General features: G+C 45.9%; 10 protein-coding genes. 8 read left to right on the plus strand and 2 right to left on the minus strand.

Annotated features, from left to right (window positions below; translation table 11 throughout):
• The first annotated feature begins 17 nt into the window (after positions 1-17).
• The 8 genes from GFS24_RS00300 (at position 18) to GFS24_RS00335 (ending at position 10459) form a co-directional block, all read left to right on the plus strand.
• On the plus strand, positions 18-632 hold the full coding sequence (locus tag GFS24_RS00300) for a hypothetical protein (protein WP_153657576.1): 615 nt from the start codon (positions 18-20) through the stop codon (positions 630-632).
• Positions 633-709: 77 nt separating this feature from the next.
• Positions 710-1771 carry an NADH:flavin oxidoreductase gene (locus tag GFS24_RS00305; protein ID WP_153657577.1) on the plus strand — a complete coding sequence of 354 codons (1062 nt, stop codon included), beginning with the start codon at positions 710-712 and terminating at the stop codon, positions 1769-1771.
• A 68-nt stretch (positions 1772-1839) separates the two neighbouring features.
• On the plus strand, positions 1840-2223 hold the full coding sequence (locus tag GFS24_RS00310; RefSeq protein WP_153657578.1) for a DoxX family protein: 384 nt from the start codon (positions 1840-1842) through the stop codon (positions 2221-2223).
• Between the two features lie 126 nt (positions 2224-2349).
• Positions 2350-2904, plus strand: a complete 555-nt coding sequence (locus GFS24_RS00315) for an RNA polymerase sigma-70 factor (RefSeq protein WP_153657579.1) — start codon at positions 2350-2352, stop codon at positions 2902-2904.
• Between the two features lie 114 nt (positions 2905-3018).
• Positions 3019-4128: a FecR family protein gene (locus tag GFS24_RS00320; RefSeq protein ID WP_153657580.1), complete on the plus strand. Its 1110-nt coding sequence runs from the start codon at positions 3019-3021 to the stop codon at positions 4126-4128.
• A 173-nt stretch (positions 4129-4301) separates the two neighbouring features.
• On the plus strand, positions 4302-7739 hold the full coding sequence (locus GFS24_RS00325) for a TonB-dependent receptor (protein WP_153657581.1): 3438 nt from the start codon (positions 4302-4304) through the stop codon (positions 7737-7739).
• Positions 7740-7764: 25 nt separating this feature from the next.
• Positions 7765-9459 (plus strand): RagB/SusD family nutrient uptake outer membrane protein, encoded by a 1695-nt coding sequence (locus GFS24_RS00330; RefSeq protein WP_153657582.1) that lies wholly within the window; start codon positions 7765-7767, stop codon positions 9457-9459.
• 16 nt (positions 9460-9475) lie between these two features.
• Positions 9476-10459: a discoidin domain-containing protein gene (locus tag GFS24_RS00335; protein ID WP_153657583.1), complete on the plus strand. Its 984-nt coding sequence runs from the start codon at positions 9476-9478 to the stop codon at positions 10457-10459.
• 54 nt (positions 10460-10513) lie between these two features.
• Here the strand turns inward: GFS24_RS00335 and GFS24_RS00340 are convergent, their stop codons facing one another.
• Both GFS24_RS00340 and GFS24_RS00345 read right to left on the minus strand, forming a co-directional pair.
• Positions 10514-11749, minus strand: a complete 1236-nt coding sequence (locus tag GFS24_RS00340) for a HAMP domain-containing sensor histidine kinase (RefSeq protein ID WP_153657584.1) — start codon at positions 11747-11749, stop codon at positions 10514-10516.
• Positions 11746-12423 carry a response regulator transcription factor gene (locus tag GFS24_RS00345; RefSeq protein WP_153657585.1) on the minus strand — a complete coding sequence of 226 codons (678 nt, stop codon included), beginning with the start codon at positions 12421-12423 and terminating at the stop codon, positions 11746-11748. Before GFS24_RS00345 ends, GFS24_RS00340 begins: the two co-directional genes overlap by 4 nt.
• Between the last annotated feature and the right edge of the window lie 78 nt (positions 12424-12501).

Raw genomic sequence — 12501 nt, forward strand, 5'->3', positions numbered from 1 at the left:
TTGATTATATTTACGCTATGTCCGTATTATCAATTGTACTCACCGCTCTGCTTATCCTGGTTGTATCATTCCTTCTCTACCGCTATGTGAAAGTGCATAAGCAGAACAGGGAGTTGAATGACCAGCTAATGGAGGCCATCCGGCCATTACAGGAGAAACTGGAAAGCGGTGAGGCTGTTGATGAACAGGATATTTTACCCTATGTAAAAGATCTGAACACCAGGGAGCTGACTTTCGCATTATTGGAGCATTTGGGTAAAAGGGATCTGTTTCCTGAAGAATACTACACTTTGATAAAGGGGGCAGAAGGTAGTCTGGCCAAATGGCTCCGGTTCCCAACAGAACTGGATGCTATCCCCGATGAACTGGAGCATGTGAAACGCGTAACGATCGACTTTGATGAGGAGGGCCACAAGGTGCACTATGAAGTATTCAAATACCGCATGCACGAACCCCATTGGGCTGCAAAAACTGGCTGGATGCTGGGTGTTGTAGGTCCTTATTTTGATGACAGCAAACCCTATGATCCTGTTGGATCTACCTTTAGCAGAATGGGTAACACAATTGATACAATTCCCCCTGAGGAAGAAGCACTGTGGGTGCATAAAAATATTTCCTTGAGGCGGAGGTAGCGTTATTGATCTGCATCACACCAATTTATTACCAAATGTCATTGGAATGAAGCCGGCAAACACCTCAACTTTGCCCCATGATCTTCAACACATTCCAACTAAACGAACGCAGGGTAAAGAACAGAACAGTAGTCGCCCCCATGAGCCGGGTAAGCACAGCCCTGGACGGCATTCCCACAAAAGCCATGTTTGATTATTATGAAACTTTCGCCCGCGGAGGTTTTGGCATCATCATCACAGAAGGTTTATATACAGATACCGTCGCCAGCCAGTCTTATCCTAACCAGCCAGGCATCGTTACAAAAGAACAAACAGCAGCCTGGGCAACACTCACACCAAAGATAAAAGCCCATGGCACTTTATTCATCGCACAACTAATGCATGGTGGCGGCATCTCACAACATGTGCAACATACGTTGGCTCCTTCTGCTATCCAACCCTTAGGCAAAAAGATGAGTGCTTACGGTGGGGGAGATGGTGCATTTCCATTACCCAAAGAGATGACCATTGCAGATATAGAAGCTGTAGTAATAACACATGCCGCCTCCGCTAAACGTGCCGTACAGGCTGGTTTTGATGGAATAGAGATCCACGCGGCAAATGGTTACCTGCTGGATCAGTTCTTAACAGATTATACTAACCAACGGTTAGATGCATACGGACAGAACAAATTCCGCATCATAGCAGAGATCATTGCAGCTATAAAAGAAGTGGTGCCGGAAAACTTCATCATCGGCCTGAGATTATCCGAAGGCAAAGTGAACAATCTGAAACACAGATTCCCGGGGGGCATAAAAGATGCAAAAGCTATCCTCGAAGAAGCAAAAACAGCAGCCCCTTCCTACATACATATTTCAGGTGAAGGCGGTTCATGGGAAGGAACAGGTTTCTATGAAACAGGAGAATCATTCACCGGCTTAGCGAAACAGATCACCGGAAAACCAGTGATAGCAAATGGAGGTTTGCACGATGTAAACATTGCAAAACGGGCACTGGAAGAAGGACATGCAGATCTTATTTCCCTCGCCAAAGGCGCGCTCGCCAACCCGGACTGGCCATTGAAAGTGCACAGGGAAGAAACCATCACCGCATACGAACGCTGGATGAGTAAACCCATTGTCGCAAGTGGCCCCCAATAATGTCGGATTCTCCCCGCTTTCATCCCAAATAATGCAAGTAAGTTTGTACTCAATCAAACAAACCTATTATGACAACGCAGCAAAAACCCGGAGCAGCCATTTGGACAGGCAGGATCATCAGCATCCTGGTTATACTTTTCAATCTCGTGGATGCCGTTATGAAAGTAGCAAAAGCAAAAGTTTCCGTTGAAGGGTCCGTAGCACTCCAATGGCCGGAAAATATGGTAATGGGAATCGGTATCGCATTATTGATCTCCACGATCCTCTACGCCATTCCAAAAACCGCCGTTTTAGGCGCTATCCTCACCACTGCATACCTCGGTGGCGCAGTAGCCGTAATGGCAAGAGTAAATGCCCCCTTCTGGTTCGCCATAGTTTTCGGCATCCTCACCTGGGCCGGCTTATATTTACGCGATCCGCAAGTACGTGCACTCCTTCCTTTAAAGAAATAGACCAAGCTGCCGGATCTCAGGATCCGGCAGCTTATTCCCCCAAAAGGATAATATCCGCTCGCAAATAGGCAAAAAAAGCTTAGCCAATATCCCGCTAACTTAGTAACTATGCATTAGCTAACGTTAATGGATATTATATTACTACAGGAACAAGTTGCCATTTTCCGCAATGAAGGGGCTTATAAACAGTTATTCCTTCATTTCTACAAAGGGCTGGTGCGGTTTACGGATACGTATGTCCGGCAAAATGAGGTGGCAGAAGAGATCGTTTCTGACGCCATGCTCAAAGTATGGACCATGAAAGAAGGCCTGCTCGGCATCCGCAATCTCAAAGTTTACCTCTTTACAGCCGTTAAGAACGCTGCCATTAACTACCTCGTCAAAAACCGCAATTACACTACCTGGGATATCGATAACATTGCCCCCGATACATTTGTATCCTACCTCACACCGGAACAGGTAACCATCAGCCGGGAATTGAAGAATAACTTTGCAAAAGCCATTCGCCAGCTACCCCCTAAATGCCAGATGGTCTATAAACTGATCCGGGAAGAAAGCTTTTCCTATAAAGAAGTGGCCTCCATCATGGAGATCTCCGAAAATACAGTGGACCGCCACCTGAATATTGCCATGCGCCGCCTGGCGGATGTGTTCAAATCCTACCGCCCTAACATCGCCTGAAAAACTTTCCTGCGCATTGGGGAGTCCTTCTCCTCTAACATCGCCTGAAAAACTTTCCTGCGCATTGGGGAGTCCTTCTCCTCTAACATCGCCTGAAAAAAACTTTCCATTCCATTGGGGAGTTCTTCCCCCGATCTTGTCTTATTAGTGATCATGCAGGAGGAACGCTTTTATTATTTAGTAAGCCGGACCTTATCCGGAAGTGCAAGCGAACCTGAAAAGGCTGAGCTGCAACAGCTTATCCATGAAGATGAACAGCTGTACACATTATATATACAGCTCTTCCCCGATAAGGAAAACGAGGAAGAAGACGACTCAGAAGCCCTGCAGGCATACACCGCACATTTTGCGAGGATGCAGATAGCTGGTCAGTTTGAGGAGCATGTCATAGAAGAACGGCCTGTACGCAGGTTGCGGAGAAACCTTTTGCTGGCAGCTTCCGTATTAATAGCATGTGTACTGGGAGGCTGGTTATGGTTTGCTGTGCCCGCAAAGAAAAGTGAAGTAGCCAGCCGCGAAGTAAAAACGCCAAAAGGGTCTCAATCCTATCTCACCTTACCGGATGGAACGGAAGTTTGGCTGAACGCCAACAGTAAGATCGTTTATAACGATGATTTTAATCAATCTGCACGGAACGTACAGTTGATAGGGGAAGCTTATTTTAAAGTAGCAAAGAACCAGGATAAACCATTTACCATACAGGCCGGTGGCTTGAAAGTAAAAGTGCTGGGCACCGTTTTCAACCTGCGGTCCTATCCTGACGAAGCAAATATAGAAACCACCCTGGTCAGCGGGTCCGTAGCCATCACACTGGACGATCAGCCCGGTAATACCATTCAGCTGAAACCAGGCGAAAAACTAAGTGTACACAACAGGGTCAGCACCAGCCCTTTGGCCACCAGGCGGATAACAGACAGCCTGGATACACCGGAAGTCCCCATTTTATTACTCAGCAAGATCCGTGTAGATCCATTGGATAGCACACTGCTGGACGCTGCATGGAAAGAAGGCAAACTGGTATTTGACGGAGAAGAGTTTGGGAAGGTGGCATCTAAATTAGAGAAATGGTATAATATAACAATAGTGGTGGAAAATGAGAGTCTTTACACCACCAGTTTTACCGGTGTATTCGGGAAAAAGTCGCTGGTAAAAGTATTGAATGCGTTACAGGCAACAGGCAAGTTGAGCTACAGGCAGGAAAACGACACGGTTTACGTACACTAGCACCAATTTCACGTTTATATATATGATGATGAGTTAAAACTATCAACTAAGATCAAAAAAAGGAAGGAGAATGCTCTTAACATCCTCCTGTCCTTAGGCAATTGCTAACGTTAACGGCTTAACCCCTGTTTAAGGGAAGGGAAAGCCATTTTTAACAACCTAACACCAAAAGTATGAAAAAAATCAGACTAGGACCGGGATCGAGGCCCAGGGTACCTGTCATTCCACTTGTCAAGCTCCTGCTCATGATGAAAATGACTGCCATTATTATTTGTATGTGTTCCATACAATCATTTGCTCTGATGGGGCGCGCGCAGGAAAAAGTGTCGCTCAATCTGAAACAGATATCCCTGAAAAAAGCATTCAAGGCCATTGAAAAGCAAACGTCTATCCATTTTGTGTACAACGACGAAATGTTGCAGGACGCAGCACTGGTAGATGTTGCCGTAAAAGAAAAAGCCTGGACAGAAGCGCTGCATCTGTTGTTAAAGAACACCACCCTCAGTTACAAACTGGTGGACGATAACCTGGTAGTGATCACCACTGCAAGCAAAGCAGAAACAGTGGCACGCGGGAAAGTAACCGATGCTGCAGGTCAGCCACTCATTGGTGTAAGCTTATGGGAAAAAGGCACCAGCAATGGTACCGTTACCAAAGAAGACGGTTCATTCAATCTCTCCGTGAAGAGTGATACATCTGCCATCGTCTTTAAATATATCGGCTTTGCCGTAAGAGAAATGAAGGTATCCTCCGGCCCCATGAATGTTGTGTTGGAAGAAGATAATACTTCCCTCAACGAAGTAGTGGTAGTAGGATATGGTACGCAAAAAGCTGCTAACCTCACGGGTGCTGTAGCTACCGTATCTGCCAAAACATTGGAAAGCCGGCCGCTCACCAACATTGCACAAGGTTTACAGGGAACATTACCCGGATTGAACGTAAACCTGAACAATGGAGCTCCCGGCCAGGGCGCCAGTTTTAATCTCAGGGGTGTTACAGAAGGTTTAGGCAATTCTGCCAGCCCATTGGTGCTGGTAGATGGTGTGGTAATGGACCCCAACCTGATCAACCCGGATGATGTGGAAAATGTAACGATCCTGAAAGATGCTGCCTCCGCTGCCATTTATGGTGGCAGGGCCGCTTACGGTGTGATCCTTATCACCACCAAAAGTGGTAAAGAAGGCAGATTGAGTGTGAGCTATTCCGGTAACTATACCATCAGCAGGCCAACACGTATGCCTGATTACCTCAGCGGTTCCGCTTATATAAATATGTTCCGCGATGCTGCACGCAGAGCCGGTGGTAACAGTTATAATTATACTGATCAGGATTCTATCCTGGCTGCAAAATTCCTGGCAGACCCTGCTAATAATTCTGATGTATATGTAGATCCGGACAGGCCTAACCGCTACCGTTATGTAGGGAACACAGACTGGATAGATGTATTATATCCCGGTTATCAGCCACAGCAGCAGCATAATATTTCCCTCTCCGGTGGTGAAGGAAAAACCACTTATGCCGCCAGCATTGGTTACTTTAACCAGGAAGGTTTGCTGAGAGAAGCAGATCAGCGATACAAACGTTACAACGCTTCTTTAAGATTAACGAATAAAACTACCAGCTGGCTGGACCTTAACTTCAAAGCAAGTTTAAACCATTCTGCATTGGATGGCCCTAACGGTACACAGTTCAATAATGATGATTCGCAAACATGGTCTTTCCTGCCAACAGACCTTACGCCGTTGATGCCTGTAAGACATCCTGATGGTCATTTCTCCGGCCAGGGTAACTATACCAATATGGTGGCATTAATGAAACTGAATGGCCGCCAGAAATATGATATCAACGACGTATGGTTAACAGGTGGTTTTGTGATCAAGCCCATCAAAAATGTACGCATCGTTACAGACTATACCTGGAATGGTTACTTCTATAATAAAACACAACATTACAAAGCATTCAGTGAATACGGTGCGAATGGTGCATTACTGGGAACTTATCCCTGGACAACGCCCAGCCGCCTCTTTCAGACCAATAGCAGCGATAGTTATTATGCACTCAATTCCTACGCGGAATATCAAAATACCTTTGGTAGCAAACATTACCTGAAAGCCATGATAGGGTACAACGAAGAGTTGAAGCAGAACAGGAGTTTTGGTGTAACCGCCAAGAACCTGGTAGATCCAACCTTACCAAGTCTTGTTCCGAACAACGACAAGAATCCAACCTTAGCCGCTGCACAATCTGAATGGGCAGTAAGTGGTTCATTCTTCCGTTTGAATTATATCTATGCTGATAAATACCTGCTGGAAGTGAATGGCCGTTACGATGGTACTTCCCGTTTCCGCAGAGGCAACAGATACCTCTTCGCACCATCTGTATCTGCAGGCTGGCGTGTATCGCAGGAGAAATTCTTTGCGCCACTCAGCAATGTAGTGAACGACTTTAAAATAAGAGGATCATATGGTACACTGGGCAACCAGCTCACAGACAATACGTATCCATACATTGCAACCATGCCGATAGGCAACACCACTTATGTGTTTAACGATAACCTCACCAGCCCTTATGTTGGCGCACCTGATCTGGTGAACCCTCAGTTTACCTGGGAAAAAGTAAACACCGTGAACATAGGTATAGATGCAACCTTCCTGAAAAACAGGCTGGGTATAGTGTTTGATCGTTATGTGAGAACAGTGAAAGATCTGATCGTTGGATCAGGAGCACAACCTGGTATCCTCGGCGCTAATCCCCCCTCTGCCAATGCAGCTGATCTGCAAACGAAAGGATGGGAACTGAATATGACATGGAGAGATGAATTGTCCAAAGATTTCCATTACAACGTCGCCTTTAACTTGTCTGATAATATTTCTAAAATAACAAAGTATGGACTCAATCCAAAAGGCCTGATAAATGATGAGTATGTAGGTTTCACTTTTGGAGATGTATGGGGATATACAACAGCAGGATATTTCCAGTCTGCAGATGAAGTAAGCAAATCTGCTTCCCAAAAAGAGATCTGGGGTGGGGACTGGCTGCCGGGAGATATTCGTTACGTGGATCTGGATGGGAATGGTGTTATTAACGCAGGAGACAACACAACTACAAATCCCGGAGACAAACGCATCATCGGCAACACCAATCCCCGTTACCAGTTTGGGCTGAACATCGGCGCAGACTACAAAGGTTTTGATGCCACCGTATTTTTCCAGGGAACCCTGAAGCGCGACTATTGGTTAGGGGGTGCTTATTTCTGGGGCCTGGTAGACGAATGGTCTGTACCATTAAAACACAACACAGATACCTGGACGCCGGAGAACAGAGATGCTTATTATCCTGTAAACAAAATAGGCGCCTGGTATGATCAGGAAACACAAACAAAATACAAACAGAATGCAGCCTACGCACGATTAAAACAGGTGACACTCGGATATTCATTGCCACAGTCATTGTTGTCAAGAGCAAAGATTGCCCGTGTAAGAGTTTATGTAACAGGGCAGAACGTGTTTGAGATAACTAAACTGCACAAAGCATTTGATCCTGAATTGCTGGGAGGCCAGACTTATCCGTTAAGCCGCTCATGGGCCTTTGGCCTTCAGATAGGCTTATAATTTTGTTATATCAAATTGTTTAATCATGAGGACGATACACGCTTTATATATATTCGCAGGGATCTTACTGCTGGGCGCCTGTAAAAAGGAAGATTTCCTGGACAGGTTTCCGCAGGATGCCATCAGTGAGCCCACTTTTTTCAAGAATGAGAACGATCTGAAATTATACCTCAATCGTTTTTATGATGCTTTGCCCATTCAACGTGGCAACAGCGAAGCCAATTCAGACAACTTTGCACAAAGCAACCGCGATATTTTCCTGGCAGGTGAATTTGTTGTACCAGCATCGGATGCCAGCGACAATGCTGCCGGTTGGAGTTATTTCGGCTGGACCAATATCCGTTATGTGAACTATTTCCTGCAACGCTATAACCGCGCAGAAATGGACGCCACACTGAAGAATAATTACGCCGCAGAAGGCCATTTCTTCAGGGCTTTACTCTACTGGGGAAAAGTAAAAAGATTTGGCGCAGTGCCCTGGTTGAATACAGACCTTACAGATACTTCCACCGCTGTATTATTCGGACCACGCCAGCCACACAAACAGGTAATGGATTCCGTACTGGCTGATCTGAACTTTGCCGTAGCCAATGCAGCAGAAGCAACCAACGCACAATTCGCCGGCAGGATCACCAAAGACGTGGCCTTAGCCTTAAAAGCAAGGATCTGCCTCTGGGAAGGTACCTTCCGCAAATACCAGGGCCTTGGTGATGAACAACCTTACCTGCGCGCTGCCGCAGACGCTGCAGAGTTGCTCATCAACAGCGGCCGTTACAGCATCTATAAAACAGGCAATCCCTCAAAGGATTACTACAACCTGTTCATCCAGGAAGAATTGAGAGGTAATACTGAGAACATCATGGCTATGCGCTTCATCAAAGATGTAAGCATGCATAACCTTACCCGCCAGATCTCCGATGTATGGCCTGCACTCACCAAAAACTTTGTACGCTCTTTCCTGGATAAAAACGGTGTGCCAACAGCACTGAGCCCTTTATACCAGGGAGATGAAACACTGGACAAAGAAATGATAGACCGCGATCCGCGTTTTACGCAGATCATAGCCACCCGCGGATTCGCTATCACCAATAATCCCAACGGCACCAGCGATGTAGTAACGTTACCCCGTATTCCGGGAGTAGCAACAGGTTATGCCGCTATCAAGAATTACAGCCCGGACCCACTGCAATGGAACGCTAATCAATCCACCATCGATCTGTTTATTTTCAGGTATGCGGAAACACTGCTGAACTATGCAGAAGCAAAAGCAGAACTGGGAGAAGCGGATCAGGCCGTGATAGATAAAACCATCAACAAGATCAGGGAACGGGTAGGGATGGCCAATATGGTAATTGCTGCTTTGGTAAAAGACCCGCAGTCTATCTTCCCAACCTTGCCCGTATTACTGGATGAGATCAGGAGAGAAAGAAGGATAGAGTTAGTAGGAGATGGTTTCAGATTTGATGATCTGCTGCGCTGGAAAGCCGGTGCGCTCATCAATAATGCAGAAACTATTTTAGGTATGAAACTCACACCTGCACTCAGAGCGCAATATCCTGCCAACCAGGTGAACAATGTACAGGTGGATGCGAATTACTACATCAGGGTATATCCCAATATCGCCGCCAGAACATGGAACGATAAGATGTACCTGTACCCGATCCCTAACAATGAATTAACGTTGAATCCCGCTCTGTTACCACAGAACCAGGGATGGTAACATTAAAATTGAAACAATGAATAAGTTATTCCTATACATACTCCTGGGTGGTGTAATTTCTTCCGGCGTTGCCTGTAAGAAAGATACCGCTTTCAGTAAGAAAGATGGCGATGTGCGTGTTTACATGTCACAGGCCATCACCAGTACCTTTACAGATATCACCGTGAACCGCCGGGCACCTTTGCAATCAGACAGCGCCTACGCATTTGATCTGAACGCTTTCTTTGCCGGCACCGGGTATTCATCTGCCCCACGGGATATCAGCGTGCGTTTTGCACTGGATTATACCAAATGGGATTCCATCAATACTGCCCGTGCCAATGCAGCACTGCCCGTTTTTGAAAAGATACCGGACAATATCTTCTCATTTGCCACACAACAGGCCGTTATCAAAAAAGGCACTACCATCAGTGAGAACATCAGTTTTGCCATCAATGCCAAACTGATCCAGGAAGGGCATAATTATATGATCCCCGTAAGACTGGAATCCGCAGACGGTTTCGCGCTCAACAACGCAAAAGCAGTGACTTATTTTGTAGTGAAAGTAACGCCACCCGTATATGCAGAAATAAACCGCAGCACCTGGACCATCCTCCACGTGGATTCAGAAGAAGCCAGCGGAGAAGGCCCCAATAACGGAAGGGCCATCTTTGCACTGGATGGTTTGCTAAATACATTCTGGCATACACAGTGGGATGGGGGAGAACCACCATTACCGCATCATATTGCTGTAGATATGAAAACAGCACAGACACTTTCCGGCCTTTACCTCACTGCCCGGCAGAATGCACCAAATGGTGCGCCTAAAACGGTGGTAGTAGAAGTGAGTGCAGATGGTACAACATGGCAACCAGCCGGTACCTATCAGCTGGCCGCTATCAATGCCAAACAACCTGTATTTTTTGCTCAGACATTTACTGTCAGATATTTCAGAGTAACGGTAACTGCAACGCATGGCAATACCAATATTACTTTCTTCGCTGAGGTGAGTGCTTTCTGAGGACTAGGATAACACAACAAACAGGCACCGGCAGTGAAAGGCTGCCGGTGTTCTTTAAAAGTTCACCGTAAACACATGCTGTTGATCAGCATAACGATAACTGATCTTCCAGCTGTTTAACTGGCAGATCTGCTGCACAATAGCCAGCCCCAGGCCTGTAGACTGTATATTCTTCGTACTCTTCCTGAACCTGTCAAACAACAGCTCCGCCGGAAAATCCAGCTCCGCACCCGTATTGGATACACTGAACTGATCAGTAGTAAGCATAATATTGATCATGCCCCCTTCTTCTGTATACCGCAGCGCATTAGACACCAGGTTAGATACCAGTATTTCACTTAAGTAAGGATTTGAGAGCACAGGCGTGCGCAATATATGCGTGGATACTGCCACTTCCTTCACCGAAAACAATTCCTCCATCGTTTCCAGATGCTGGCTGATCACATCATCAAACCAAACCATCTGTTTATCCGCAAAAGTATTGTTATCCAGTTTGGCTAATAACAGGAGGTTCTTGTTCATCTTCTTCAACCTGTCCACCCCCGATTTTGCCTGCGTAATATGCCGCGCCATTTCTTCACTTACGCTCAGCTGGCTGATCCTGTCCAGTTTGGATTGAATGATGCCCAGGGGCGTTTGTATCTCATGAGAAGCATTCTCCGTGAATTCCCGCAAAGCTTTGTATTCCCGCTGGCTCCGCTCCGTCATGTCCTTCAGGGTTACTTCCAGCTCTGAAAATTCCTTAATAGGGGAGGCGTATAGTTTTAATGCAGTCTTGTCACTTACAGAGTAGTTCTTAATACTTTCCAGGTTCATGAAAAAAGGCTTCCATATCTTCCGGCTGGTGAAATAAGTGATCAATACGCTGGAGACCGCCAGCAGGAGGGTTGTGCCCAGCAGGGCGGTAAAGATCATTTTGAAATATTCATCCCATCCGATGTAGGTGGTCATCACTTTGATGTGATAGTTTTCCCCACGGATGTTCTGAACGATATCCAGGTAGTGATAATCTTCCGTTACTTTCTGGATAGGATCATACAGCAGTGTATCGCCGTATACCGGGTTCAGCCGCACAGGGTCTGTTGTTTTGGAGATCTCTGTGAAAAGGTAGTGTGCATCATTGCCTTCTTCCAGTTGCCTGCTCACCGTGGCGGCCTGTAAGGCCAGCTGTTCATTCATTTCAGCAGTTACCTCATCCTGCAGAAAAAGATATAATCCTGCGCCGGTGATCAGCAGAATAACAATGGTGGCCAGCAGGAAGTCCCTCGTAGTTCTGTGCAGTAATTTCATGGCGCCATGAATTTATACCCCATGCCGTAAACTGTTTTGATGTAATCAGTACCACTGTGGGCAATGATCTTTTTGCGAAGGTTCATCGTGTGTACATATACCGTGTCATAATTATCTGCCATATCATAATGATCTCCCCATAAATGTTCTGCAATAGATTGTTTACTCACTACACGGTTCTTATTAACAATGAAATAAAGCAGCAGTTCGTATTCTTTTTTAGTGAGGGAGATGAGATGTTCTTTCCAATGTACTTCCTGTGCCGCAGTATCTATTACCAGCATATCTATTTTCATCCGGTTATTACCACTGAAAGATCTTCTTCTCATCAGGGCATTGATGCGGGCATTGAGTTCTTCCAGGTGAAAGGGTTTGGTTATATAATCGTCTGCCCCTAATCCTAAACCAGCTACTTTATCAGACAGGGAATCCTTGGCGGAAATGATCAATACCCCGGCATCCTTAAACTGGCTTTTCAGCAATTCCAGCAGGGTAAGCCCATTTCCACCCGGGAGGGTAATATCCAATACCACCACATCATATTCATATAATGTGATCTTTTCTTCCCCTTCCTTATAAGTAGTGGCCTTTTCACAACGGTACCCCTGTTCTGCCAGATAACTCTCCATCTCATCTAATAGTAAGGGCTCGTCCTCAATAAGCAATAATTTCATGTGGTTTATGTATGAGATAAAAATGACCTGTTAGAACTCCTTTAGAATTTCTTTAGAATTTAGATCTGCGGGCAACCC

It is taken from the genome of Chitinophaga sp. SYP-B3965 (assembly GCF_009647655.1).
In the GTDB taxonomy this organism is placed as follows: Bacteria; Bacteroidota; Bacteroidia; order Chitinophagales; family Chitinophagaceae; genus Chitinophaga.